The sequence below is a fragment of the Ruegeria arenilitoris genome, from assembly GCF_013032445.1.
Classification (GTDB): domain Bacteria; phylum Pseudomonadota; class Alphaproteobacteria; order Rhodobacterales; family Rhodobacteraceae; genus Ruegeria; species Ruegeria arenilitoris_F.
Window position 1 is genome coordinate 269,789 of the sequence record NZ_WQCA01000003.1, and the last position, 24,558, is coordinate 294,346.

A 24,558-nucleotide genomic window follows, 5' to 3' on the forward strand; every position below is an offset into this window, starting at 1 on the left:
GAGCAGGATGAACAACACACATTTAGACCTTGCGGCCGTCGATACCTATCTCAGCACCCATCTTCCTGGGTATCGCGGCCCACTGGAGGCTACGAAATTCGAGGTTGGACAATCCAACCCAACCTTTCTGCTACAAACACCAGAAAAGGCGTATGTTTTGCGCCGCAAACCTCCGGGAACATTGCTGAAATCCGCCCATGCGGTTGACCGTGAATTCCGCGTGCAGACTGCATTGGCTGACAGCGCCGTGCCAGTCCCCCGGATGTACCTGCTGTGCCAAGACGACAGCGTCATCGGCTCGGATTTTTACGTCATGGAACGTCTCGAAGGGCGCGTCTTCCTAGAACCCACCATGAGTGGGGAAAATAAAGAAACGCGCAGCGCCGTTCTGGATGAAATGAACCGGGTTTTGGCCGCACTGCACATGGTTGATATCGAGGCGGCAGGTCTTTCCGACTATGGTCCGCCCGGTAACTACTTCGATCGCCAGATCGCGCGCTGGATTAAACAGTACCGCGCGTCGGAAACCTCGGAAATCCCCGAGATGAACGCTCTGATTGGTGCGCTTGAACACTCGGTGCCCGAAGATGACGGCCAACGGACGCTGGTGCACGGAGACTATCGCATTGATAACCTGATGTTCGAAAAGCAGGGAACCCGATGCATCGGTGTTCTGGATTGGGAACTTTCAACCATCGGACACCCATATGCGGATCTGGCGGCTGTAATCATGCAATGGAGGATGCCGCCCGGCACCGAGGGCCGGGGGCTGGCGGGCATTGACCGCGAAAGTCTGGGGCTGCCGTCAGATCAGGCCTTTATCAACCTGTATTGCCAGCGTCGCGGTCTCTCCGGCATCGACAATTTCGGCTTCTATCTGGCGTTCAATTTCTTTCGCATGGCTGGAATTCTGCAAGGTGTTTACAAACGCGCGCAAGATGGCAACGCCTCGGACCCGGAACGCGCCTTGGTTCTTGGCTCGTATGTCCCGATGTTCGCGCAGCATGGGTTGGCCGCGCTAAAGGCCTAGGAATTCTTTGAAAGCTCCAGTTCCAGATTTCCAAGACTGTTCTTTCCAAAGAACATTTCGGTCCCTGCGAAGAGGCTGGGCACCCCAAACACACCGCGCTTTACGGCGGCCTTCGTCTGTTCCTTAAGCTGCTGCTTGACCTCGACGCTGGTCATCGCCTCGCGAATCTTGCGTACTGGCAGTTCATTCTCCTGCAGGATTTCGGTGAGAACACCGATCTCGTCAACCTTTTGACCATGCACCCAGATTGCATCAAATATGGCATCAATGTATTTGGCTTCCCACGGTTTACCCATTGCAAACACCGCGCCGCGCATGGCGAATTTTGTATTGACTGGAAAGTGTGGGCTCATGTGGAAGCTTATAGCCCGTGCACGCGCAAAACGATGCAGATCATGGGTCAGGTATGCTGTTTTCTTGCGGTTTTCCGAGAACGCCTGAAACGGGTTCTGGTTGTTGGTGGCTTTGAAAACCGTAGCCAGCAGAACGGGAACGTGGTCCACCTTGGCGCGATGCTTGTTAGCCAGCGCGGGCAGGGCCTTGTAGGCGAGAAATGCATTTGGGCTACAGAAATCGTAAACAAATTCGATGCGTTGCGTCATATTTCTCCTCCAAGAGGGTTGGGTGGTGAAATCTCTCCAACTCGTAACCAGCGAATCCGCTACCCTCTCAGTGTAGCAGCCCGATGAGCCAAACGTACCGTTCTGGTCGAATTCTCTGTCAATTCAGCGTGTAAGGCCGCAAGATCGCGGCAATGAGACAGAGAGCGGATCACAGATGACAGCGTTCGACCCCAAGCGCCTGGACCGTATCACCGACTGGATGCAACGCTATGTCGATGAACGGAAATACGCAGGCAGTTCCTTGCTGGTGAAACACAAAGGGGCCGAGGTGTTTTTCAATGCCTGCGGCCAAAGAAGTGTCGAAATCGATCTGCCGTTTCAGCGTGACACAATCGCGCGCATCTACTCGATGACCAAACCGGTGACCACTGTCGCGCTGATGATGCTGGCGGAACGCGGCTTGTTTCATCTGGACGCGCAACTATCGGATTTCCTTCCGGAATTTCTCGACATGCAAGCCTTGATACCAGACGCGGAGAGAATAGATCAAACCGAGGACGCTCCGACACCGACGCTGCATCAACTGCTAACCCACACAAGCGGTCTCAGCTATCCGTTCAATCCCGGAGTGCTGCCTAAGGCGATGGATGAAAAAGACCTGATGTTCAAGCCAAATCAAGGACTTCTGGCGGATCGTGTGACCGATTTGGCCACCTTTCCACTGGCGTTTCAACCGGGCACCCGCTGGGAATACTCTGTCGGCATAGATGTTCTGGGCCGCGTGATCGAGGTGGTTTCGGGCCAACCTCTGGATCAGTTCTTCGCGCAGGAAATCTTTGAACCGCTGGGAATGCAGGATACCGGTTTTCGGGTGCCTTCGGGGGCAGGGGATCGGTTTGCCTCGCTCTATACCCCTCTGGCCGGGGATGCGATGGCGCTGAATTCGGCTGAAACCGGTGGTGAGACCCAGCGGCTTGTCGATCAGGCCGGAGAATCGCCGTTTGAACACACCACGACATTCTCAGGTGGCGGTGGTCTGGTAGGCACAATCGACGATTATGCGCGGTTTGCAGAAATGTTGCGGAACCGGGGGCAGGGCACCGGGCACCGTCTGTTGGGACCCAAGACCGTAGATTACATGCTGCGCAACCACTTACCGGGCGACATTGCCTCGATGGGACCGCAAAGCTTTGCCGAGCAACCCATGGAAGGCACCGGTTTTGGATTGGGCGGCGCGGTGGTGCTGAACCCGGGACGAACTCGTGTGCCGGGCTCGGTTGGCGATTTTAGCTGGGGCGGCATGGCGTCCACCTTTTTCTGGATCGACCGTCAGAACGATCTGACAACCGTCTTCTTCACACAGCTGTCACCGTCCAGTTCCTACCCGTCGCGGGCGGAGCTAAAAGCGCTTGTCCTCGGGGCAATGATTGAATGACCTTTCCGGCGCTGATACCCAAGCCCGAGACGACCAACCGGAGACCGCAGAATGACCGAAGCAGAGCGCATTCTTCTTGATCTTTTGGACATCGAGAGGCTTGAGGTCGACCTGTTTCGCGGCACAGGTTCCGGAGGCGAAACGCCGACCCGTATTTTCGGCGGACAGGTGATCGCGCAAGCTCTGGCGGCCGCTTACCGCACGGTTGAAGATCGGTTGTGCCATTCTCTGCACGCCTATTTCATTCGCGCCGGAGATCCATCTATTCCCGTTATTTATCAAGTTGATAGGGCGCGAGATGGAGGTTCAATGACCACACGGCGTGTGGTCGCGATCCAGAACGGCAAGCAAATCCTGAACATGTCGGCCTCTTTCCATGTTCAGGACGAAGGTTGGGACCATCAACATGCCATGCCGCAGACCAAAGCCCCGGAAAACTACCCGGACCGATCTGAGTTGCGACAACGATACGTCGATCAGGTTCCCGAGAAATTGCGCGGAGAGCTGTTGCGCGAACGGCCAATCCAGGTACGCGAGGTTAACCACCTGAATCCTTTCAACCCCGGAAAATCTGACGATCACAATCAAATCTGGTTCCGCATGGCGGCCGCTGCGGGCACCGATCCGGTGACACAGCACCTTCTATTGGCCTACGCGTCTGACATGTATCTGATGACGTCCGGAATGAGGCCGCATGGGCTGAGCTGGTTCAGTGGTGAGGTCAATTTGGCCAGCCTTGATCATGCATTGTGGTTTCATGCTCCGGTTCACTTTGAGAATTGGCATCTCTACGCGATGGAGTCGCCGTGGAGCGGGCAGGGACGCAACTTCAACCGTGGCTCGATTTACGCAAAAGATGGTACTCTGGTCGCGTCGGTCACTCAGGAAGGCTTGATGCGAAAAACGCGCAGGAAATCTTAAGTATCCTCTATAAACTGCTGATTTAGCTTACGCATTCCACCAAGCCAACGATCATAATCTCCGGCCTTGTGGCGAATATAATCCAAAACCTGAGGATGCGGCAGCACCAGAAACTGCTCGGATCTGATGGCTTCGACACATGCTTGCGCCACGTCTTCGGGCTCTAACATGCCATCAATCGACGCCACTGAAACCTCGTGTCCACGTGTAATTTCGGACCGTACAGCCTGAGGGCACAGGACCGACACACGCAAACCTTTGTGCCCATAGGTCAACGACAGCCACTCGGCAAAACCAACCGCTGCGTGTTTCGTGACACCATATGGCGCGGCACCTGGCTGGTTCAATAGTCCAGCCGCCGAAGCCGATATCATGATGTAACCGCTGCCACGCTTGATCATCCGTGGCACTAAGTGGCGCGCTGTCCAGACATGGGACATGACATTGATCTTCCAGGTCCGATCCCAATCTTCGTCGGGAACCTCCGGACCACCAAGCGTTAAAATACCGGCATTCGCGCAAAACAGGTCAATCGGACCGATCGTTTTTTCTACGGTCTCGATCAACATCTGAATGTCAGATTCTTTTGAAACGTCGCAGACTAGCGCGTGGCCGCCAATGGCTTTGGCCACGTGTTGAACGCAGTCGGCGTCTATGTCCGAACAAACCACAATGGCTCCGTCGCGGGCGAACCGCTCAGCCAGACCTTTGCCAATGCCCTGAGCGGCTCCGGTAACAACCACAGTTTTTCCGCTCAGTTCCATGTTACAATCCCGAAAGCTGGTTCGGGTTTGTACCGTAACGTGTTTGGTTTGTTGTGCAATCTGGCATTTGGTCCAACAGGCTTTTTACCATAATACCAATTACGCGACTTATTCAGTAAAACGCCTGCAACCCGGTTTGCGCCCGCCCAAGGATCAGCGCGTGCACGTCATGCGTGCCTTCATAGGTGTTCACCGTCTCAAGGTTGACCATGTGTCGAATAACCTGGAACTCCAACGAGATACCGTTGCCCCCGTGCATGTCACGCGCCATCCGCGTGATATCCAGCGCTTTGCCGCAGTTGTTGCGTTTGACGATCGAGATCATTTCGGGCGCGGCTTCGGCCTGATCCATCAGACGACCAACGCGCAGGCTCGCTTGCAACGCCAAGGCGATTTCGGTCTGCATGTCCGCCAGCTTGCGTTGATACAGTTGTGTCTGCGCCAGCGGCCGATTGAACTGTTTCCGATCCAACCCGTATTGACGCGCTGCGTGCCAACAGCACTCAGCCGCCCCCATAACACCCCAGCTAATACCGTACCGCGCGCGGTTCAAACAGCCAAAAGGACCCTTGAGGCCCTGAACATGCGGCAGCAGCGCGCTTTCATCGACCTCAACACCGTCCAGAACAATCTCGCCGGTTATCGAGGCACGCAGGCTTAGTTTGTTCTGAATTTTAGGCGCACTCAGACCTTTGACGCCCTTATCAAGCACAAAGCCACGGATTTTACCGTCATGAGCATCGGACTTGGCCCACACCACAAACACATCCGCAATCGGTGCGTTCGAGATCCACATCTTACTGCCGGTCAGACGATAGCCCCCGTCAATCTTCTCGGCCTTCGTTTTCATTCCGGCCGGGTCAGAGCCTGCGTCAGCCTCGGTCAGGCCAAAACAACCGATCCATTCACCGCTGGCCAGTTTCGGCAGGTATTTCCGGCGCTGTTCCTCGCTACCATAGGCATAGATCGGATACATAACCAAAGAGCTTTGCACCGACATCATCGAGCGATAGCCGGAATCTACACGCTCGACTTCACGTGCGACTAAACCGTAAGAGACGTACCCTGCCCCAAGCCCACCGTATTCCTCTGGAATCGTGGTGCCCAACAGGCCCATGTCGCCCATTTCACGGAAAATCTCGGGGTCCGTTTCTTCGTTTTGAAACGCTTCAGTCACGCGCGGTTGCAGTTTTTCCTGCGCATAAGCCTGCGCGCTGGCCGCAATCATGCGTTCGTCTTCGTTCAACTGGTCGGACAGACGAAACGGATCATCCCATGCGAACTTGCCCATGTCGGGCGCGTCTTTGGCTCGGAGAGTTGGCTTGGTGTTAGGGGCGTTCATGATGCATCTCCGCTTAGTCAGCTTCGACGCAACCTAACCCGGCCCCGGACTAAAAGACAGTAAGAGTTTCGCATCCGACCATGAGCAAAACTCATACCCCTGCCCCGGCTTTTACCCCAGCGCGTATCCGGCTCCACGAACCGTGCGCACCGGGTCTTCACCGCCATGTTGCGTCAGCGCTTTGCGCAGACGGCCGATATGGACGTCAACGGTGCGCGTATCGACATAAATATCGCGACCCCAGACCCGGTCGAGCAGTTGCTCGCGACTCCAGACCCGGCCCGGTTTTTCCATGAAGGTGCTCAGCAGGCGGAACTCGGTCGGGCCCAGTTTCAAAGGCTTGCTGTCGCGGCTGACCTTGTGCGTTTCCGAATCCAAGATGATATCGTCAAACTCCAGCCGCAGGCCAACAGTCGCGGGCCGAACGCGGCGCAGTTGTGTCCGCACGCGCGCCATCAGCTCGACCACCGAATACGGCTTGACCACATAGTCATCGGCGCCGGTTTCCAGACCGCGCACTTTGTCAACTTCTTCGGTGCGAGCCGACAGCATGATGATCGGGATCGACCGGGTATCCGGGCGGGATTTAAGACGGCGGCAAACCTCGATGCCGCTGAGGTTCGGCATCATCCAATCCAGCACGATGATATCCGGGTGTTCTTCGTCGACCAACAGCATGGCTTCGTCGCCGCTAGCAGCCTTTGACACGCGGAACCCTTCAGCTTCGAGGTTATAGGCCAGCACTTCACGCTGTGCCAGCTCATCCTCGACAACCAGTACGGTCGGTTGATCAGCGGACATTCGTCAAACTCCTAGGCGGATTGCGAGGTTATATCGGCTTTCGGGCGCGCCTCGGTCGGGCGTTCACCGGTCACGAGATAGACAACCTGCTCGGCAATTGCGGTCACATGGTCGCCCATACGCTCGATATTCTTGGCGATGAAATGCAGGTGCATACAGGAAGAGATGTTGCGCGGGTCCTCGGCCATGAAGGTCAGGAACTCGCGGAACAGGCCATTGTACATCTGGTCCACTTCCTCGTCGCGGTTTATGACATCGGTGGCCAGCTCGGCGTCGCGTTGGATATAGGCATCCAGCGCATCGCGCAGCATCCGTTCAACCTCGCGCGCCATGCGGCGCAGGGCGGCGGCGCTGCCATTGATTTCGCCGGCATTGACCAGAACCGTTGTCCGCTTGGCGATGTTTTTCGAGTAGTCACCGATACGTTCGAGGTTGCCGGACACTTTGAGAACCGACAGAACCAAACGCAAATCGCTGGCGGTGGGGGCCCGCAATGCGATCAGACGCGCGGTTTCTTCGTCGATCAATTCTTCCAGAGCATCAATGGCCTTGTCGCCCTGACGGACCTGCTGGGCGAGTTCTTCATCCCGGGTTTCCAACGAACGCGCCGCGCTCATGATGGCGGCTTCGACAAGGCCGCCCATCTTCATGATGTGGGCCTGAATCGCCTCAAGGTCGCGGTCGAAAGCAGATGCAATATGTTGTTCGGTCATATCTGAATACCTGTGCTCAGCCGATCCGGCCGGTGATGTAGCTTTCCGTGCGGGGGTCTTCGGGGTTGGTGAATATCTGACCCGTCTCGCCAAACTCGACGAGGTTCCCAAGGTGGAAGAAGGCGGTTTTCTGGCTGACCCGCGCGGCCTGTTGCATCGAGTGGGTGACGATCACCACCGAATAGCGCGAGCGCAGTTCGTCGATCAGTTCCTCGACCTGCGCGGTTGCAATCGGGTCCAGCGCCGAGCACGGTTCGTCCATCAGCAGAACTTCGGGTTCGGTCGCGACAGCGCGTGCGATGCACAGACGCTGCTGCTGACCGCCCGACAGACCAGTACCTGGCGCATCCAGACGATCCTTGACCTCATCCCAGATCGCGCCACGGCGCAGGGATTTCTCAACGATTTCATCTAGTTCCGCCTTGTTCTTGGCAAGACCGTGGATGCGTGGGCCATAGGCCACGTTGTCATAGATCGACTTGGGGAACGGGTTCGGTTTCTGGAACACCATGCCCACCTTGGCGCGCAGCTGCACAGGGTCAACGCGCTTGTCGTAGATGTCTTCACCGTCCAGCAGAATGTCGCCCTCGACCCGGCAGATGTCGATGGTGTCGTTCATCCGATTCAGGCAGCGCAGAAACGTGGACTTGCCGCAGCCCGACGGGCCGATAAAGGCCGTCACGGTCTTGTCTTCGATCCTCACATCCACGTCTTTGATGGCGTGGGTGTCGCCGTAGTAGACCTGAACCTTGTTCGCGGCGATCTTAATTGCTTTGGAGTCCACAGCTCTCTCCACTCGTGTCATGTCATTCATCATAAGCACCCCTTACCAGCGGCGTTCAAAGCGGCGGCGCAAGATGACCGCGATGGTGTTCATTGTCACGAGGAAGATCAACAGAATGATGATCCCTCCCCATGCGCGTTCATAAAAGGCCGGGTCGGCGCGTTTGGACCACTCGTAGATCTGCGCCGGCATGGCCGAGTTCGGCGACAGGAAGCCAGCAACTAGCCCGTCGGGCGGGTTCGAGGCAATAAAGCCCACCATCCCGATCAGCAGCAGCGGCGCGGTTTCCCCCAGCGCCTGCGCCAGACCGATGATGGTGCCGGTTAGAATGCCGGGCGCAGCCAGCGGCAGGACGTGATGGAACACGGCCTGCATTTTCGAGGCCCCTACCCCAAGCGCCGCGTCACGGATCGACGGCGGAACCGCTTTCAGCGACGCGCGGGTCGAGATGATGATCGTCGGCAGGGTCATCAAAGTCAGCACCAGACCGCCCACCAGCGGTGCCGAGGTCGGCAGGTGCATGTAGTTGATGAACACGGCCAGACCAAGGATACCGAACACGATCGACGGAACGGCGGCCAGGTTCGAGATGTTGACCTCGATAATATCCGTCAGGCGGTTCTGCGGCGCGAATTCCTCAAGGTAAATCGAGGCCGCAACGCCGATGGGCAGTGCTAGCGCCAGCACCACGAACATCATGAACAACGAGCCCAGCATGGATACGCCGATCCCCGCAGCCTCGGGCCGTTGGTCGGATGCGTCCGCGCCAAAGATGAAGTCCGGGTTAAAGGCCTTGTACAGCACACCCGCGTCCCGCAGTTGGTCTACAAAATCCAGCTGAGCGGTGGTGATGCTCTTGTCGTTGGCGATGGACTCGCGGGTTACGCGGCCCTTCATATAGCCATCGACGCGGCTGTTGACCAGAAAACGGAAGCTGACGGTTTTGCCAATCTCATCAGGGTTCGAGATGACATAGTCCCGCAACTCGGCCTGTGCGGCCTTGGACAGGATCTTGCCCATGTCCTTGGGCGACAGGTCCGTCTGGATGCCCAGCTTCTGTACTTCGGCTTCCAACGCCGAAGCGATCAGAGGCGCATAGCCAAAGGTCGAAACCTTCTTGATGTCCTCGATATTGCGGTTGCCCTTCTTGTCCAGCTTGTCTTCTTTCAGTTCGACATCAAGCTCAAGAAAGCTCTGCTGGAATGCGCCCGTACCGGCGGTGACGATGTTGGTCACAAGAACGACCAGCATCAGAAGACCGATACCGATGGCCGCGATGCCATACAGTTTGAACCGACCTTCGGCAGCGTTACGGCGTTTGGTGCGCGCGTCCTTTTCGAACAGCGACCCGCCTTTCGGCTTCGCAACAGGAGCAGCGTCAGGGTTTTGGGAAATATCAGTCATTCGTACTGCTCCCGGTATTTGCGTACGATGTAGAGGGCAAAGATGTTCAGCCCCAACGTGATGATGAACAGGGTCAGACCCAGCGCAAAAGCCACCAGTGTTTCGGGGCTGGCAAAGTCTGTGTCGCCGGTCAGCTGGCTGACGATCCGGGTGGTGATGGTGGTCATCGCCTCGAACGGGTTGCCCGAGAACTTGGCGATAGCGCCAGCGGCCATCACCACGATCATGGTCTCACCAATGGCGCGGCTCGCGGCCAGCAGGATGGCACCCACAATCCCCGGCAGCGCGGCGGGCAGAACCACCTGACGTACGGTTTCGGATTTGGTCGCGCCCAGCCCCAGAGAGCCATCGCGCATCGACTGCGGCACCGCGTTGATGATGTCGTCCGACAGAGACGAGACAAACGGGATAAGCATGATGCCCATGACCAGACCCGCCGTCAGAACCGCGTTGGAACTGGCCATCCAGCCCACCCCAAGCGCCCCGCCCTCTCCGAACAGAGCCACCAGCGCCGGGCCTACCGTCAGCAAGGCAAACAGACCGTAAACGATGGTCGGAATACCGGCGAGGATCTCAAGCAGCGGTTTGGCAAGCGCGCGAGTTGCACCCGAGGCATATTCCGACAAGTAGATCGCGGCGAACAGGCCAATGGGCACGGCCACCAGCAGCGCGATCAGCGAGATGTAAAGCGTGCCCCATAGTAACGGTAGGATCGACAGCTCACTGCCCCCGCGGAAGTTCGGGGCCCAGGTACTGCCGAAGAAGAAGTCTTTCCACGAATGCAGCTGGAAGAAGTTCATGGTTTCGAACAGCATCGACAACACGATGCCGACCGTTGTCAGGATCGCAATCGACGCAGCCAACAACAGCAGTGCAAGAACGCCCTGCTCGACCACGTTACGGGCGCGGAATTCCTTGTGCGTCCGCACATAGGCAAAGGCTGCACCCAACAGAGCCAGCGCCAGAACGATAACCTGCATCGCCACCGACCCGGTCCCGGTCATGCTGCGGTATTTCTGAGCCGCGACCAGAATGGGCTGGGTGATATCCTGCGTCAGGACCTGCCCGGCGTCTTTCAGAGCCTTAGTCAGTTCATCAATATCCGCGTTCGCGTCCTGTGCCTGTGTTTCAGTCACAGCACCTGTTGCAACGGCACCGCTCAGGCCATCGGCCACGCGGCGCACTTCGCTCATGATCAGGCCACGATCCGATCCTTCAGGAATCGCCTGATCGGGGATGAGACCGGATACGGTGCTATTGACGATCATCGGCTGCACCAGAAGCCAGACAATCAGAACGCCCAAAGCCGGAACAAGCGCCGTCATGGCAACGTTGTAGCCGTAGTAAGAGGGCAAAGAGTGCAATTCGCGGGCGTCACCTCCCGCGCTTGCCAAGGCACGGGACCGACCCGTGAAATATCCGATCACTGCCAGCGCAAGCAGGATAAGCAATAGCCAGGATAACGCCATGAGAACTCCGTGGGGATGGCAGAGATGGAGTCAAAAAGAACCGGGGCGCGCATAAAACGCCCCGGTTCCGTTCACAAGGGTGATTAGGAGCCGCCGCCCAGAACGGTTTCGCTGGAAACAGCTTCCTGAACTTTTGCCAGTTCCGGATCGGACACCAGACCGTACTCGGCCAGCGGGCCGTCGGGGCCTGCGATCTCGTCAGCGACGAAGAACTCAGCATATTCTTTCAGGCCGGGGATCACGCCGATATGGGCTTTCTTCACGTAGAAGAACAGCGGGCGCGAAACGGGGTATTCACCCGAAGCGATCGTCTCGGTCGAAGGCACGATGCCGGACATGGTCGCGACCTGCAGCTTGTCGGTGTTGTTCTCGTAGAACGCCAGACCAAAGACGCCGATGCCGTCCTTGTTGCTGTCGATGCGGGCCAGGGTCTCGGTGTAATCGCCGTCGATGTCGACCGAAACGCCGTCGGTACGCAGAGCGATACAGGCTTTTTCAGCAGCTTTCTTGTCGTCGCCGTTGGCAGCTTTGTAGACGTCGAAGTCGCCCAGGTGCTCACAACCAGCCAGGATCACCTTGTCTTCGAACACTTCACGGGTGCCGTGCTTGGTGCCGGGGATGAAGGCTGCGATCGGCTGCGCCGGGAACGCGGGGTTTACGTCGGCCCAGGTTTTGTTTGGGTTGTCGACCAGCTGGCCGTCAACAACGATCTGAGCGGACAGGGCTTTGTACCAGTCTTCCGGCGTGAACTCGAACGAGTTGCCGTTGATGTCGGATGCGAAAACGATGCCGTCATAACCGATCTGAACTTCGATGATGTCGGTAACGCCGTTTTCGGCACATGCTTTGATTTCTTTTTCGCGGATGGCGCGCGATGCGTTTGCAACGTCGATGGTGTTTTCGCCAACACCTTCACAGAAACGCTTCAGGCCCGCCGAGGAACCGCCCGACTCAACAACCGGTGTCGGGAAGTCAAAATTTTCACCGAAGGCTTCTGCAACGATCGAAGCGTAAGGCAGAACGGTCGAGGAACCGGCAACCTGTACCTGATCACGAGCGGCGGCCGCAGTGGCCGAGACAGCAGCGATGGCAAGAGCCGAAGCCGACAGTTTTACAAAGGACATTTCAGTCTCCTTGAGAATGTAGTTGGTGATCACCCCCATGATGATCTTGCAGGCACCTCTACGGACCGTGCGTAAGCCTTTTGTGACAGGTTTGTAACAGCTTTATGACAGTCCACAGAAATTCTTACTGACCTGACGCAAAGCAGACATGCAGCGTTCACATAGGTAAACGAAACCGCTTTGATCACTGTTAAATTAAGGGGTCACCGCGGCAGAATAACGGTGAATGTCGCGCCTTTACCCAGATCGCTTTCGACCCGCAGCCGCCCGCGATGGCGGTTGATGATGTGTTTCACGATGGCAAGGCCCAGCCCCGTCCCGCCCAGTTGCCGGGACCTGTGACTGTCGGCACGATAGAATCGCTCGGTCAGGCGCGGCAGATGGACCGCATCAATGCCCGGCCCCTTGTCGATCACCTGCACCCGAACCGCCGGACCCCGCATTGCAGAATCACGTTCCGATGGCAGTACGCGAATCTCGACACTGCCACCGCTGCCACCGTATTTGATGCCGTTTTCGATCAGGTTGGTGAAGACTTGGCGCAGCTGATCGTTATCCCCTATCAGCGAGACAGGATCATCCGGAGCCATCAGCGTCAACTGTACCTCAGCATCCTCGGCCAGAGGGCGCAGAGAGTTCAGCGTCGACTGCAGCAGGCCCGTCAGCTCAAGCTGTTCCTTCGGCCGCACACGCTCTTCGCTTTCGACGCGGTTCAGGGACAGCAAATCCCCCACCAGCCGGTTCATCCGGTTGGCCTCATCGGTCATGATTTGCAGGAAACGGTCGCGGGCAGCTGCATCTTCGCGGGCCGGACCGCGCAGCGTTTCGATAAACCCCATCAAAGCGGTCAGAGGCGTGCGCAACTCGTGGCTGACATTAGCGACGAAATCGCGGCGCATTTGACTGGCCTGTTCAACATGCGTGACGTCCTGAAAGATCGCCAGCATCGCCCCGCCGGACACCGCGCCGACACCGTTAAGATAGCGGCATTCGACCTCGAACGTGGTGTCTTGCGCGCCGTCATTGGACAAGTGCCGTGTCTTGGCCGGACCTTTGGTTCGCAGCGCCTGTTCAATCGCCTCAATCACCTGTGGCTGCCGCAGGATCGTGGCGAAGTGCCTACCGACGATATTTTGAGCCAGAAAGGTCTTTGCGTCGGTATTGGCCGCGATGATTCGCTCGGTCTGATCGACCATCAGGGCGGGCATCGGAATGGCCGACACAAATTCGGCAAGCAGGTCGTCTGACATTGTCTCGATCTTTCCAGACTAGACCACAGGCTTCATCTCATCACGAAACCGGCGCATGTTCTGCTGATAATGCAACGCGCTGAGGGTGATTTTCTGCGCCGCCGCCTCATCCAGTTGCCGCACGACCTTGCCGGGCGCCCCCATGACAAGTGAATTGTCGGGAATTTCCTTGCACTCGGTGATCAAGGCCCCTGCCCCGATCAGGCAATTTTTGCCGATCTTCGCCCCGTTCAGAACAATGGCTCCCATCCCGATCAGCGTGTTTTCCCCGATCGTGCAGCCATGCAGCATCACCTTATGCCCGATGGTGCAGTTCTTACCGATGGTCAGCGGAAAGCCGGCATCGATATGCATGATGCAGTCTTCCTGCACGTTGCTGCCTTCGCCCACGCGAATCTCTTCATGGTCGGCGCGGATTGTGCAACCGAACCAGACCGAGGCGCCCTGCTCTAACACCACTTTCCCGACCAGATTGGCGTCGGGTGCTACCCATGTATCCTCGTGGATTTTCGGCGCGTGTTCCCCCAAGGCGTAGATGGTCATGACAGCCCCTCGAATTCGTTTTGCAGGGTACGCACGTGGTTTTGCAGTTTTGGCTGCTGGATACGGCGCATCCGTTCGGCGCTGACGATGGTTTTCAGCTTTTCCTCGGTCGCATCCAGATCGTCATTGACCAGCACATAGTCGTAATAGCCCCAGTGGCTGATCTCATCCCAGCTTTTCAGCATCCGTTTGGCGATCACGTCCTCGCTGTCTTGCCCGCGCGTTTCCAAACGACGGCGCAGTTCGGGGATCGAGGGTGGCAGAATGAAGATCGACAACGCGTGTTTACCCAGATCCGAGTTGCGAATCTGAACCTCACCCTGCCAATCGACGTCAAACAGCACATCCCGGCCAGCGTTGATGGAATCCCGAACAGGACCGGCGGGTGAGCCATAGAAATTCCCGAACACGTGCGCGTGCTCCAACATCTGCCCGTCAGCGACCTGCTGTTTGAACTCATCCTCGGACAGGAAGTAATACTCGCGCCCATGTTCCTCACCCGGACGGGCCGCGCGGGTGGTGGCCGAGACCGAAAACTCCAGCCCTTCGTCCCAGGCCATCAGCCGACGGGCCAGAGTGGATTTTCCCGCGCCCGAGGGCGAAGACAGGATGATAAGTAGGCCGCGGCGATCTGCCATTTCAGTCGTTCCCATAATCATTCAACATTTTGCACTTGTTCGCGCATCTGGTCTATTACCGCCTTCAACTCAAGCCCCACCGAGGTCAGATCGGCGCTTTGTGCTTTCGAACACAGCGTATTGGCCTCGCGGTTAAACTCCTGCATCAGGAAGTCCAGCTTGCGTCCGACGGCTACGTCCTGCGACAGCAAATCTCGTGCGGCGGTGACATGGGCTTTGAGGCGGTCGATTTCCTCGGTGATATCCGATTTCACGGCAAGCAGCGCCAGTTCCTGCGCTACCCGGTCCGGATCTGCGCCTTGCGCATTGTCCAGCACACGCGCCAGATTTTCCCGCAGCGCCTCGGCGGTTTTGTCCTTGCGTTGCTCGGCCAGCTCCGCCGCCTGTTCGGTCAGTTGAGCCACCTGCGTCAGTTGCCCGTCCAGAATGTCGGCCAGCGCCTTACCCTCGGTTTGGCGCATGTCGACAAAGGCCGCCAAAAGCGGGGCAAATTCATTCGTCAATTGCTCGACCAGCGGCGCGGGGTCATCGACATCGCTGCCGGCCTCCAACATCCCCTTGATGCCAATCAACTCAGCCGCTGTCGGCGGGGCCAGCGTGACACCGCTGGCCGCAGCCATTTCCTGCGTGCGCGCCAGCGCGGTCAGCGCAGCGGTCATGGCTGTTTCATTCAGCGCAAGATCGGGCGCAGTTTCATCGCGGCTCAGCTTTAGCGACAGGGTGACATTGCCGCGGCTCAACGTTTTTGAGATTTGCGCACGCAAGGCAGCTTCGAGCCCGGTCAGCCAGTCGGGCAAGCGCAGGCGCATATCCAGCCCCTTGCCGTTTACACTGCGCAACTCCCACGTCCAGCTATGAGGTCCAAATGCCCCCTTGCCCGAGGCGAAACCGGTCATGGATCTGATCATCTTAGCTGCCCCTGTCTGCTCGCTTGGTGCACCTAATGCTATCGGCAGGCGCAGGGCAAGAGTTTGCTCACTCTGAGCCGATCTCCAGAAGTTAACCATTCGTTAAAGAATTCCTCCAAAATTGACTTAACCCGTGTCAATCTGACCAAAGCCAGTGGCTGGTCGGGCGCAAATGGTCCCGGTATCTGGCATTTTAGGAAAATGACGGTCAATCGACGCTAGGGTGATGAAAATGAAAACCTTTTTCGGAAATGGCTCCGGTTCAAGTTTTGGAAAGATCGTCGCAATGGATCGTTTTGACAGCGGGCGCAGCCTCTCGCCCATCCGACAGGTCGAAGCGTACTGGACTGCGCTTCTGACAGGTGACGGCGTGCCCAAGCGATCGCAGATCGATCCGCGCGGGCTTGAGAATGTTCTGGAATACACCTTCATTCTGGAGCGCATCGCGCCGGGGCTGGCCCGGTTTCGTCTGGCCGGAAGCCATTTGACCAAACTGGCTGGCATGGAAGTTCGCGGAATGCCCCTGACCGCTTTTTTCGAACCCAACGCCCGTGGGCAGATATCGGATGTGCTCGAACAGGTTTTTGCCCAGCCCGCAATTGCCGAGCTTGGCCTGATGTCGGCTGGCAGACTGGGTCGCACCCAATTGCAGGCCCGCATGATACTGCTGCCGTTAAAAAGCGACCTTGGCGATGTGAGCCGCGTGCTGGGCGTGATGGTCTGTGACGGCGCAATCGGCGCAACACCGCGTCGGTTCATCGTCCCCGACACCCGCGTTCGGGCAGTATCGGACGTACAGGCGCCGCAGCAACAGGTGGAACGCGAACTTGCCGGTTTCGCCGAGGAACAGGATGCGTTCAAACGCCCCGGATCACATCTGCGACTGGTTTCGTCCCGCGACGACTGACCCCAACGAAAAAGGCGGACCAAACGGCCCGCCTTTCTTTTGCAATTTGCCCTAAACTCAGCTGACCGCGCGTTTGTTGCCATTGCGGCGCAGATTGGTCAGCTCCTCAGCAACAAGGAATGCCAGTTCCAACGATTGCGACGCGTTCAGACGCGGATCGCAAGCGGTGTGGTAACGATCCGAGAGATCCTCTTCGGTCACAGCCCGCACGCCGCCAGTGCATTCGGTAACGTCCAGACCGGTCATCTCGAAATGTACGCCACCAGGGATGGTGCCCTCGGCCTGATGCACGCCAAAGAAGTCACGCACCTCGCGCAGCACGGAATCGAACGGACGGGTTTTGTAACCGGTCGCCGATTTGATCGTGTTTCCATGCATCGGGTCGCAGACCCAAGTCACCTTGGCGCCTTCTTCCTTAACGGCCTGAACCAGACGCGGCAGGTGCTCACCTGCTTTACCAGCGCCGAAACGTGCGATCAGGGTCAGACGGCCTTCTTCGTTCTCGGGGTTCAGTTTAGACATCAGAACCTTGAGGTCTTCGGCGGTGGTCGTCGGACCACATTTCAGACCAATCGGGTTCAGCACGCCGCGGCAGAATTCCACATGCGCGCCGTCCGGCTGACGGGTGCGGTCGCCGATCCAGATCATGTGGCCGGAACCGGCCAGCCAGTTGCCAGAGGTCGAATCAAGACGGGTCAGCGCCTCTTCGTATTCCAGCAGCAGGCTTTCATGGCTGGTGTAGAACTCAACCGTCGAGAACTCATGCGTGGTGTCCGCCGTGATCCCGGCGGCGTGCATGAAGTCGATCGTGTCCTGAATGCGGTCGGCAATTTCCGAGTATTTGCTGACATCCTGATCGTCGGTGAAACCAAGCGTCCAGGAATGCACCATGCTCATATCCGCAAAACCACCGGTCGAAAACGCGCGCAGCAGGTTCAGTGTTGCGGCGGCCTGGGTGTAAGCCTTTAGCATCTTGCCGGGATTCGGGATACGTGCTTCGGGCGTGAAGGCCAATTCGTTGATGATGTCACCACGGTAGCTGGGCAGTTCCACACCATCCACAACCTCGGTCGGGGCGCTGCGTGGCTTGGCAAATTGGCCGGCCATACGGCCCACTTTCACCACCGGCACCTTGGCGCCATAGGTCAGCACCATCGCCATTTGCAGCATCACCTTGAAGGTGTCACGGATCGCGTCCGCGCTGAATTGTTCGAAGCTTTCAGCACAATCCCCACCCTGCAGCAGGAAGGCCTCGCCGCGACCGGCGGCACCCAGATGTTGCTTGAGACGCCGCGCCTCACCGGCAAAGACCAGCGGGGGATACTGTGAAAGCTGAGCCTCGACCTTGGCCAAAGCGGCCTCGTCGGTATAGTCTGGCATCTGAACCCGGGGCTTGTTGCGCCAGTTCGTTTTTTGCCATTCGGTCATAGCTTTGATCTCCGCTGAAGTAGTCAGGTCGTCTCTATACAAAATGCATTGAAGACTGACCATATCCGATTTGGGCCTCTTGACGCGGGAAACAAGCTTTGATCATGGTGGCTGCCAAATCTGTCGCCGGACGTAACGTCTCGAAGCGCCGAATCAAGGACACCTCGCCATGCAAGAGCAACGCCAAGTTGTCACGGTGGAAGACACTGCGGCCAACCCGCGTAATTTCGTATTTGTCCTATTGGACAAATTCTCGCTGCTGTCATTCGCTTCGGCGTTGGACAGCCTGCGGATTGCTAACCGTATGGCGGACAAAACGCTGTACACCTGGACCCTGATGGGCGAAGGTGGCGAAACGGTCAATTGTTCGGCCGGGACCACGTTCGAATTGGACTCTGATCTGGTCGAGCTTCAACGCGACGATGTTGTGTTGATCTGTGGCGGCGTCGACGTGCAGGCCGCCACCACCAAGAAGGTGCTTAACTGGGTACGGCGCGAGGCGCGGCGGGGCCTGCGCATCGGCGGCCTGTGCACTGCAGCCTATACGCTCGCCAAAGCCGGGCTGCTGGACGGCAAGCGCGCCACGATCCACTGGGAAAACGCGGACAGTTTCGTTGAGGAATTCGATGAGGTTGAACTGACCAAGTCCGTGTTTATCCTCGATGCAAACCGGATGACGACAGCGGGTGGTACATCATCTATTGACCTGATGCTGAAGATCATCGCTGACGATTATGGCGAAGATCTTGCCAACGCGGTGGCGGATCAGATGATCTATTCCTCGATCCGCACTGATCAGGACACCCAACGCCTGTCGACCCCAACCCGGATTGGCGTGCGCCACCCCAAGCTCAGCCAGGTTATCCTGATGATGGAAAAGAACATCGAAGAGCCGATCTCGCCTTCGATTCTGGCCAAGGATGTCGGCATGTCCACTCGACAGCTTGAACGACTGTTCCGCCGATACCTCAGCCGCTCGCCCAAGCGCTATTACATGGAGTTGCGGCTGCACAAGGCGCGCAACTTGCTGATGCAGACGGATATGAGTGTGATCAACGTGGCGCTGGCCTGTGGGTTTGCCAGCCCATCACATTTTTCAAAATGCTACAGGGCGCATTACAACACTACGCCTTATCGGGAACGCGGTGCGCAGGGCGACCGGCTGTCCGGTTAACCGACACTAAGTGCCCGGCGTCATACGATAGACCGCCCCTTGGCCAACTGAAATGAACCAAATCGATCCGTCCGGAGCCTCAACGATGTCGCGCACGCGTTCCGTCTCGGGGCCTTTGATCTGCTCAACTTCGCGCAACGGTGATCCCGCCAACCGCGCGATGTAGTCGAATTTCAGAGAGCCTACAAAGATGTCCCCTTTCCAGTCCGGCCACAGCTTGCCGGAATAGGCCATCAACCCGGACGGAGCTATGGAAGGGTCCCAATAATGCATTGGCTGCTCCATACCCGGCTTCGCTGCGCCCTCACCGATTTTCTCGCCAGAATAATGCACGCCGTACGAAATCACCGGCCAGCCGTAGTTCCGACCGGGCAGAACCAGATTGACCTCATCCCCGCCTCTGGCGCCATGTTCAGAGACCCATAGCTGACCCCGTGCGTCCAGCCCGGCCCCTTGTGGGTTGCGGTGGCCATAAGACCAGATCTCGGGCCGCACGCCGTTTTCTTGAACAAAAGGATTATCCGCAGGCACCGACCCATCGCGGTTTACCCGGACCACCGTCCCCAAATGGTTTGATCGATCCTGTGCGCTGGGCCGGTCGCCGCGATCGCCGATCGTGACGAATAATGTTCCGTCATTCGACTCAACCACGCGCGAACCGAAGTGGCGACCACCCGATCCGCCCGGAGCAGCTTCGAAGATCACACGTAGATTTGTCAGCCTCTTGCCGTTCTCAGACAAGCGCGCCACCGCCAAAGCTGTTCCGGCGCCGCCCTTTTGCGGTTTCGAGAACGTCAGAAAAACTTCTCGACTGCGGTTGAAATCACGGGCGACGGTCACGTCAAGCAAACCTCCCTGCCCTCTTGTCGCGACTTTGGGTACACCCGATACACGCTGTGTTTTGCCATCCTTGACATACAGAAGTTTACCGTCGCGCTCGGTAACCAGAAAACTGCCATCGGGCATAATGCCGATGGCCCAGGGCGTATCCAACCCACCGACCATCTCAGTGACCTCGACCGGCCCTTGCGAGGTCTGCAACCTGTCCGCCCAAACGGTGCTGGTCCAGGCCAGAACCACAATCACAAATGCCCTGAACATCGCTGTCCTCCGTCCTTTTCTGCGACAATAGCGCCCCAACAGCCATCAAAACAAATAGGGCTCCCGGCCTCAAAAACACTTTTTCGTTAGGACTTTTCTTTTCCGGACAGCTTGCCTAGGGTCGTGCCCAGAAAGAAGACCACTTCAGGGAGTAACCTCATGAAAAAGCTGCTTACTGCAACTGCAGCAACCGCTCTGCTGGCCGGCACCGCCATGGCCGAAGACGTCAAACTGGGCATTATGTTCGGTTTCACCGGCCCGATTGAATCGCTGTCGCCCGCGATGGCCGCTGGCGCCGAACTGGCGATGAAAGAAGTCTCCGACTCCGGCAAGCTGCTGGACGGCTCGACCGTAACTCCGGTACGTGCGGACACAGGCTGCGCCGACAACGCGCTGGCCACTGCTAACGCCGAACGTTTGGTAGCCGAAGGTATCAATGGCCTTGTCGGCGGTGACTGCTCGGGCGTCACCGGCGCGATACTGCAAAACGTCGCGGTGCCGAACGGCATGGTGATGATCTCGCCATCGGCAACCTCGCCCGGCCTGTCGGTGATGGAGGACAATGACCTGTTCTTCCGTACCTCGCCGTCTGACGCACGCGAAGGCGAAATCATGGCCGATATCCTTAAAGAGCGCGGCGTGAATTCGATCGCTCTGACCTATACCAACAACGACTACGGCAAGGGTCTGTCCGAGGCGATCAAGTCGTCGTTCGAGGCGCTGGGCGGCGAAGTGACCATCGTGGCCGCGCATGAAGACGGCAAGGCCGACTACTCGGCCGAAGTTGGCGCGCTGGCATCGGCAGGCGGCGATATTCTGGTCGTGGCAGGTTATCTGGACCAAGGCGGTCTGGGCATCATCCAATCGTCGCTGGACAGCGGCGCGTTTGACACGTTTGGCCTGCCGGGCGGCATGATTGGTGACTCGCTGCCCGAAAACGTCGGCCCGGACCTGAATGGTTCCTACGGTCAGGCACCGGGTTCGAAAAGCGAGGCCGCGGATTCGTTCTTTGCCATGGCCGAGGGCGAGGGCTTTGACGGCTCGTCGATCTTTGTGCCTGAATCCTATGACGCCGCAGCGCTGTTCCTGCTGGCCATGCAGGCCGCTGGTTCCAGCAACCCGGCTGACTATGGCAGCAAGATCATGGACGTCGCCAACGAACCGGGTGAGAAGATCTATCCGGGCGAACTGGCTAAAGGCCTGGAACTGCTCGCCGCCGGTCAGGAGATCGACTATGTCGGCGCCTCGGGCGTTGAGTTGATCGGCCCCGGCGAAAGCGCTGGTGCCTATCGCGAGATCGAGGTTATCGACGGTGAGATGAAGACAGTTAATTACCGTTAATCCAGCGTCAATTCAGACCAAACGGAACAGCCCGGGCCTTGTGTCCGGGCTGTTTCAGTGACAAAAGGCTGCACCTCTGTTTTCGGGGAAAAGACAAGGGAAAACCATGATCGTCGTTGAAGACGTGCACAAGCATTTTAGCGGCTTCCACGCGGTGGATGGCGCTTCGCTGGAGATCGAAAAAGGTTCGATCACTGGCCTGATCGGACCAAACGGCGCCGGCAAAACCACCCTGTTCAACGTGATCGCAGGTGTGCTGCCGCCGACCTCTGGCCGCGTCATCATGGATGGCGAGGATATCACAGGACTGCCCCCGCATGAGCTGTTTCACAAGGGCCTATTGCGCACCTTCCAGATCGCGCATGAGTTTTCCTCGATGTCCTGCCGCGAGAACCTGATGATGGTCCCTGGCGCGCAATCGGGTGAGACGCTGTGGAACACATGGTTCGGTCGCAAACGCATCGCCGACGAAGAACGTGCTCTGCGCGCCAAGGCCGATGAGGTGCTTGAGTTCCTCACCATCGAACATCTGGCCGATCACAAGGCCGGTCAGGTCTCGGGCGGTCAGAAGAAACTGCTGGAGCTTGGCCGCACCATGATGATCGACGCCAAGATCGTGTTTCTGGACGAGGTTGGCGCAGGCGTGAACCGTACCCTTCTTATGACCATCGCCGACACCATTCTGCGCTTGAACAAGGAACGCGCCTATACCTTCGTGGTCATCGAGCACGACATGGATTTCATCGGCAAGATCTGCGACCCGGTCATCTGTATGGCCGAGGGCAAGGTTCTGGCCGAAGGTACTCTGGACGAAATCAAGGCCAACGAGCACGTGATCGAGGCCTATCTGGGCACCGGCCTGAAAAACAAAGACAAGCTGGAGACCGGAGCGTGAGCGACAACCCTTACCAGGACGATCACGGCAACAAGGACGCCACGATCACCAATCCCAAGGGCGGCGGGACAATGACCCCCGCGCATAAGACCAGCGGTGAGACGCACTATGTCGGGGGCGGCCCGTTCCTGATCGGTGACACCATGACCGGCGGCTATGGCAAGGGGCCGGATATCCTGCACGACTGCACCATTGCTGTCGACAAGGGCGAGATCGCCGTGATCGTTGGCCCCAACGGTGCCGGTAAATCCACCGCGATGAAGGCCGTGTTTGGAATGCTGGACGTCCGAGCCGGGTCGGTTCGACTGGACGGAGAGGACATCACCAACCTTTCACCGCAGGACCGCGTGATCAAAGGCATGGGTTTCGTGCCGCAGACCTCGAATATCTTTACGTCCATGACGGTCGAGGAAAACCTCGAGATGGGGGCCTTCATCCGCCGCGACGACATCAGCCAGACGATGGAGCAGGTCTATGATTTGTTCCCCATCCTGCGCGACAAGCGCAACCAACCGGCCGGAGAGCTGTCGGGCGGTCAACGCCAGCAGGTTGCCGTCGGCCGCGCGTTGATGACTCAGCCCAAGGTTCTGATGCTGGACGAACCGACCGCCGGTGTCTCGCCCATCGTGATGGATGAGCTGTTCGACCGGATCATCGAAGTCTCGCGCACCGGCCTGCCGATCCTGATGGTCGAACAGAACGCCCGCCAGGCGCTGGAGATTGCGGACAAGGGATATGTGCTGGTTCAGGGGCGGAATGCGTATAGCGGTACGGGCAAGGAACTGCTGGCTGATCCCGAAGTTCGTAAGAGCTTCTTGGGGGGATAAGCTGAAAACCACCTTTCTGAAAATAGTCCTCACGCTCGTTCTTTCGTTGAATCTGATGTTGCAGAGCCCTGCGCAAGCAGCCTCGTTTCCTAGGACTTACTGTGAAATGAGAATGTGTGACGTTAGAGCGATTTGCATGGGAGAAGACTGCCTTGCCACAGACTGTCCAGAAGGAAGCTTTTGGTTGGAAATCTCAATGGACGGTGGTGTAGTGCAAGCTTACGCTGTGCCATCGACCAGAGATTCTAGAGTCCATTTTGGTGACTTTTTGGTTGATAAAAGACTATCCAATGAACGCTCAATTGTGGCGAATAGCATAGTTAAGAACACACTGACGAATGCGACCGTTGAATTGCGGACCGATGGTGAACCAATTGGAATTGCTTTGACAACCCAGTATCTTCCGAATTCTCACTTCATTGAGGTTGTTTACGGCTTCTGCGGAGACGAAAACTAATTAACTTCCTCAACGCCCTTGTAGCGCTCTCCAAGTTCCCTTTGGACTCTCATCACCTCTCGCCGCTTGCTCCACAGGATTAAGGCCAAACTGTGATCGCGTTTGGTGACAACCAGGGCTCAGAAGAAATAAAATCTTTCATTTACAACGTCCTAAAACCTGCGCCGGAGCCATCTGGCAACTCTGTCATCGGCTAAAATTTCGCCACGTTCAGCACGTACTCACGGCGCGCGAACAGCGGGAATCGAAAAAGCGATTCTCAACCCTTTCGGGCAAACGCCCCTTTCAGGAGACATACTATGAAGTATCTGGCAACGCTTGCCGCTATTGTCCTGCCCGCGACCGCGCAGGCCGTATCGCAAATCCCGGCGGAAGGTGATGTTGTTTACGAATGCCAGATTACCGAAATTTGCAATCCCGGTGGATGCAAACTACTCGACCCTGCGCGTCAGGTAACTCTGAAAAAAACTGAAGGTAGCTCCAAAGGCGTGGTTCACGCAGATGGCACAGACCACGAAGTTATGGTGATCCCCAGCTTGGGCGCGCAAGAGTTTCTGCAAATTCAGGCAGGTGGAACTGTCGGCTACACAGTGAAATCCGACACCGGAAGTCTTGAGGTCCGAGCGACTGGCGGGCAGCAACGAAACGAACGCGGTGCCTGTACGTCTGCCAATTAAGGTGATCTAAACACGGGTCGAGAATACGGTTTTCGACCCGCTCCATTCGGGAAATACATCGA

At 57.6% G+C, this 24,558-nt stretch carries 24 protein-coding genes; 9 read left to right on the forward strand and 15 right to left on the reverse strand.

Annotated features, from left to right (window positions below; translation table 11 throughout):
• The first annotated feature begins 7 nt into the window (after nucleotides 1-7).
• Nucleotides 8-1,030, forward strand: coding sequence for a phosphotransferase family protein (locus GOW98_RS05800; RefSeq protein ID WP_170330115.1), 1,023 nt, complete (start codon nucleotides 8-10; stop codon nucleotides 1,028-1,030).
• Here GOW98_RS05800 and GOW98_RS05805 read toward each other — a convergent pair.
• Nucleotides 1,027-1,632: a 2-hydroxychromene-2-carboxylate isomerase gene (locus tag GOW98_RS05805; protein WP_170330116.1), complete on the reverse strand. Its 606-nt coding sequence runs from the start codon at nucleotides 1,630-1,632 to the stop codon at nucleotides 1,027-1,029. The two genes, GOW98_RS05800 and GOW98_RS05805, sit on opposite strands and share 4 nt — an antisense overlap.
• Nucleotides 1,633-1,807: 175 nt before the next feature.
• On the opposite strand from GOW98_RS05805, the gene GOW98_RS05810 reads away from it, so the two are divergent.
• Together GOW98_RS05810 and GOW98_RS05815 are read left to right on the forward strand one after the other, a co-directional pair.
• Complete coding sequence (locus GOW98_RS05810; protein ID WP_170330117.1) at nucleotides 1,808-3,028, forward strand: serine hydrolase domain-containing protein; 1,221 nt, start codon at nucleotides 1,808-1,810, stop codon at nucleotides 3,026-3,028.
• A 51-nt stretch (nucleotides 3,029-3,079) separates the two neighbouring features.
• Nucleotides 3,080-3,949: an acyl-CoA thioesterase gene (locus tag GOW98_RS05815; protein ID WP_170330118.1), complete on the forward strand. Its 870-nt coding sequence runs from the start codon at nucleotides 3,080-3,082 to the stop codon at nucleotides 3,947-3,949.
• Here the strand turns inward: GOW98_RS05815 and GOW98_RS05820 are convergent.
• From GOW98_RS05820 to GOW98_RS05875, 12 genes are all read right to left on the reverse strand, one after another.
• Nucleotides 3,946-4,713, reverse strand: a complete 768-nt coding sequence (locus GOW98_RS05820) for an SDR family oxidoreductase (RefSeq protein ID WP_170330119.1) — start codon at nucleotides 4,711-4,713, stop codon at nucleotides 3,946-3,948. The genes GOW98_RS05815 and GOW98_RS05820 overlap by 4 nt on opposite strands.
• A 112-nt stretch (nucleotides 4,714-4,825) precedes the next feature.
• A complete protein-coding gene (locus tag GOW98_RS05825; RefSeq protein ID WP_170330120.1) occupies nucleotides 4,826-6,055 on the reverse strand; it encodes an acyl-CoA dehydrogenase in 1,230 nt (409 codons plus the stop codon).
• A 111-nt stretch (nucleotides 6,056-6,166) separates the two neighbouring features.
• On the reverse strand, nucleotides 6,167-6,856 hold the full coding sequence (gene phoB, locus GOW98_RS05830) for a phosphate regulon transcriptional regulator PhoB (RefSeq protein ID WP_170330121.1): 690 nt from the start codon (nucleotides 6,854-6,856) through the stop codon (nucleotides 6,167-6,169).
• An 11-nt stretch (nucleotides 6,857-6,867) separates the two neighbouring features.
• A complete protein-coding gene (gene phoU / locus GOW98_RS05835) occupies nucleotides 6,868-7,569 on the reverse strand; it encodes a phosphate signaling complex protein PhoU (RefSeq protein WP_170330122.1) in 702 nt (233 codons plus the stop codon).
• A gap of 16 nt (nucleotides 7,570-7,585) precedes the next feature.
• Nucleotides 7,586-8,383, reverse strand: coding sequence for a phosphate ABC transporter ATP-binding protein PstB (gene pstB, locus GOW98_RS05840; RefSeq protein WP_170330123.1), 798 nt, complete (start codon nucleotides 8,381-8,383; stop codon nucleotides 7,586-7,588).
• A gap of 12 nt (nucleotides 8,384-8,395) precedes the next feature.
• Complete coding sequence (pstA, locus tag GOW98_RS05845) at nucleotides 8,396-9,757, reverse strand: phosphate ABC transporter permease PstA (RefSeq protein WP_170330124.1); 1,362 nt, start codon at nucleotides 9,755-9,757, stop codon at nucleotides 8,396-8,398.
• Entirely contained in the window at nucleotides 9,754-11,226 is a 1,473-nt protein-coding gene (gene pstC, locus GOW98_RS05850; RefSeq protein ID WP_170330125.1) for a phosphate ABC transporter permease subunit PstC, read from the reverse strand. Before pstC ends, pstA begins: the two co-directional genes overlap by 4 nt.
• An 83-nt stretch (nucleotides 11,227-11,309) precedes the next feature.
• The gene (locus tag GOW98_RS05855) at nucleotides 11,310-12,350 is read right to left on the reverse strand and encodes a substrate-binding domain-containing protein (RefSeq protein ID WP_170330126.1); all 1,041 of its coding nucleotides are present in this window, start codon (nucleotides 12,348-12,350) and stop codon (nucleotides 11,310-11,312) included.
• A gap of 203 nt (nucleotides 12,351-12,553) precedes the next feature.
• Nucleotides 12,554-13,600: a sensor histidine kinase gene (locus tag GOW98_RS05860; protein WP_170330127.1), complete on the reverse strand. Its 1,047-nt coding sequence runs from the start codon at nucleotides 13,598-13,600 to the stop codon at nucleotides 12,554-12,556.
• Between the two features lie 18 nt (nucleotides 13,601-13,618).
• Entirely contained in the window at nucleotides 13,619-14,143 is a 525-nt protein-coding gene (locus tag GOW98_RS05865) for a gamma carbonic anhydrase family protein (protein ID WP_170330128.1), read from the reverse strand.
• Entirely contained in the window at nucleotides 14,140-14,781 is a 642-nt protein-coding gene (gene gmk, locus GOW98_RS05870; protein ID WP_170330129.1) for a guanylate kinase, read from the reverse strand. Before gmk ends, GOW98_RS05865 begins: the two co-directional genes overlap by 4 nt.
• Nucleotides 14,782-14,798: 17 nt before the next feature.
• The gene (locus GOW98_RS05875) at nucleotides 14,799-15,689 is read right to left on the reverse strand and encodes a YicC/YloC family endoribonuclease (protein ID WP_170330130.1); all 891 of its coding nucleotides are present in this window, start codon (nucleotides 15,687-15,689) and stop codon (nucleotides 14,799-14,801) included.
• A 232-nt stretch (nucleotides 15,690-15,921) separates the two neighbouring features.
• On the opposite strand from GOW98_RS05875, the gene GOW98_RS05880 reads away from it, so the two are divergent.
• Complete coding sequence (locus GOW98_RS05880) at nucleotides 15,922-16,596, forward strand: PAS domain-containing protein (protein ID WP_170330131.1); 675 nt, start codon at nucleotides 15,922-15,924, stop codon at nucleotides 16,594-16,596.
• Nucleotides 16,597-16,653: 57 nt separating this feature from the next.
• Here GOW98_RS05880 and GOW98_RS05885 read toward each other — a convergent pair whose 3' ends face one another.
• Entirely contained in the window at nucleotides 16,654-18,024 is a 1,371-nt protein-coding gene (locus tag GOW98_RS05885; protein WP_170330132.1) for a class II 3-deoxy-7-phosphoheptulonate synthase, read from the reverse strand.
• A gap of 169 nt (nucleotides 18,025-18,193) precedes the next feature.
• Here GOW98_RS05885 and GOW98_RS05890 point away from each other — a divergent pair, with 169 nt between their 5' ends.
• Entirely contained in the window at nucleotides 18,194-19,198 is a 1,005-nt protein-coding gene (locus GOW98_RS05890; protein WP_170330133.1) for a GlxA family transcriptional regulator, read from the forward strand.
• Between the two features lie 6 nt (nucleotides 19,199-19,204).
• On the opposite strand, the gene GOW98_RS05895 is transcribed toward GOW98_RS05890, so the two are convergent.
• Nucleotides 19,205-20,299, reverse strand: coding sequence for a PQQ-dependent sugar dehydrogenase (locus GOW98_RS05895; protein WP_170330134.1), 1,095 nt, complete (start codon nucleotides 20,297-20,299; stop codon nucleotides 19,205-19,207).
• A gap of 159 nt (nucleotides 20,300-20,458) precedes the next feature.
• Here GOW98_RS05895 and GOW98_RS05900 point away from each other — a divergent pair, with 159 nt between their 5' ends.
• The 4 genes from GOW98_RS05900 to GOW98_RS05915 all read left to right on the forward strand — a co-directional run bounded on the left by GOW98_RS05900 (nucleotide 20,459) and on the right by GOW98_RS05915 (nucleotide 24,496).
• Nucleotides 20,459-21,640 (forward strand): ABC transporter substrate-binding protein, encoded by a 1,182-nt coding sequence (locus GOW98_RS05900; protein ID WP_170330135.1) that lies wholly within the window; start codon nucleotides 20,459-20,461, stop codon nucleotides 21,638-21,640.
• 106 nt (nucleotides 21,641-21,746) lie between these two features.
• Nucleotides 21,747-22,535 carry an ABC transporter ATP-binding protein gene (locus GOW98_RS05905; protein WP_170330136.1) on the forward strand — a complete coding sequence of 263 codons (789 nt, stop codon included), beginning with the start codon at nucleotides 21,747-21,749 and terminating at the stop codon, nucleotides 22,533-22,535.
• Nucleotides 22,532-23,362: an ABC transporter ATP-binding protein gene (locus GOW98_RS05910; RefSeq protein ID WP_170330137.1), complete on the forward strand. Its 831-nt coding sequence runs from the start codon at nucleotides 22,532-22,534 to the stop codon at nucleotides 23,360-23,362. The genes GOW98_RS05905 and GOW98_RS05910 overlap by 4 nt, the downstream gene beginning before the upstream one ends.
• Nucleotides 23,363-24,118: 756 nt before the next feature.
• Entirely contained in the window at nucleotides 24,119-24,496 is a 378-nt protein-coding gene (locus GOW98_RS05915) for a hypothetical protein (protein ID WP_170330138.1), read from the forward strand.
• The last annotated feature ends 62 nt before the right edge of the window (nucleotides 24,497-24,558 follow it).

Excerpts from the sequence above, each read along its gene's own strand:
- GOW98_RS05885 (WP_170330132.1), bottom strand. The coding sequence starts at position 18,024 with ATGACCGAATGGCAAAAAACGAACTGGCGCAACAAGCCCCGGGTTCAG.
- GOW98_RS05800 (WP_170330115.1), top strand. The coding sequence starts at position 8 with ATGAACAACACACATTTAGACCTTGCGGCCGTCGATACCTATCTCAGC.
- GOW98_RS05860 (WP_170330127.1), bottom strand. The coding sequence starts at position 13,600 with ATGTCAGACGACCTGCTTGCCGAATTTGTGTCGGCCATTCCGATGCCC.
- GOW98_RS05905 (WP_170330136.1), top strand. The coding sequence starts at position 21,747 with ATGATCGTCGTTGAAGACGTGCACAAGCATTTTAGCGGCTTCCACGCG.
- gmk (WP_170330129.1), bottom strand. The coding sequence starts at position 14,781 with ATGGCAGATCGCCGCGGCCTACTTATCATCCTGTCTTCGCCCTCGGGC.
- GOW98_RS05875 (WP_170330130.1), bottom strand. The coding sequence starts at position 15,689 with ATGATCAGATCCATGACCGGTTTCGCCTCGGGCAAGGGGGCATTTGGA.
- GOW98_RS05825 (WP_170330120.1), bottom strand. The coding sequence starts at position 6,055 with ATGAACGCCCCTAACACCAAGCCAACTCTCCGAGCCAAAGACGCGCCC.
- phoB (WP_170330121.1), bottom strand. The coding sequence starts at position 6,856 with ATGTCCGCTGATCAACCGACCGTACTGGTTGTCGAGGATGAGCTGGCA.
- GOW98_RS05890 (WP_170330133.1), top strand. The coding sequence starts at position 18,194 with ATGCAAGAGCAACGCCAAGTTGTCACGGTGGAAGACACTGCGGCCAAC.
- pstA (WP_170330124.1), bottom strand. The coding sequence starts at position 9,757 with ATGACTGATATTTCCCAAAACCCTGACGCTGCTCCTGTTGCGAAGCCG.
- GOW98_RS05915 (WP_170330138.1), top strand. The coding sequence starts at position 24,119 with ATGAAGTATCTGGCAACGCTTGCCGCTATTGTCCTGCCCGCGACCGCG.
- GOW98_RS05900 (WP_170330135.1), top strand. The coding sequence starts at position 20,459 with ATGAAAAAGCTGCTTACTGCAACTGCAGCAACCGCTCTGCTGGCCGGC.
- phoU (WP_170330122.1), bottom strand. The coding sequence starts at position 7,569 with ATGACCGAACAACATATTGCATCTGCTTTCGACCGCGACCTTGAGGCG.
- GOW98_RS05815 (WP_170330118.1), top strand. The coding sequence starts at position 3,080 with ATGACCGAAGCAGAGCGCATTCTTCTTGATCTTTTGGACATCGAGAGG.
- GOW98_RS05865 (WP_170330128.1), bottom strand. The coding sequence starts at position 14,143 with ATGACCATCTACGCCTTGGGGGAACACGCGCCGAAAATCCACGAGGAT.
- GOW98_RS05855 (WP_170330126.1), bottom strand. The coding sequence starts at position 12,350 with ATGTCCTTTGTAAAACTGTCGGCTTCGGCTCTTGCCATCGCTGCTGTC.
- GOW98_RS05820 (WP_170330119.1), bottom strand. The coding sequence starts at position 4,713 with ATGGAACTGAGCGGAAAAACTGTGGTTGTTACCGGAGCCGCTCAGGGC.
- pstC (WP_170330125.1), bottom strand. The coding sequence starts at position 11,226 with ATGGCGTTATCCTGGCTATTGCTTATCCTGCTTGCGCTGGCAGTGATC.
- GOW98_RS05880 (WP_170330131.1), top strand. The coding sequence starts at position 15,922 with ATGAAAACCTTTTTCGGAAATGGCTCCGGTTCAAGTTTTGGAAAGATC.
- pstB (WP_170330123.1), bottom strand. The coding sequence starts at position 8,383 with ATGAATGACATGACACGAGTGGAGAGAGCTGTGGACTCCAAAGCAATT.
- GOW98_RS05805 (WP_170330116.1), bottom strand. The coding sequence starts at position 1,632 with ATGACGCAACGCATCGAATTTGTTTACGATTTCTGTAGCCCAAATGCA.
- GOW98_RS05810 (WP_170330117.1), top strand. The coding sequence starts at position 1,808 with ATGACAGCGTTCGACCCCAAGCGCCTGGACCGTATCACCGACTGGATG.
- GOW98_RS05895 (WP_170330134.1), bottom strand. The coding sequence starts at position 20,299 with ATGTTCAGGGCATTTGTGATTGTGGTTCTGGCCTGGACCAGCACCGTT.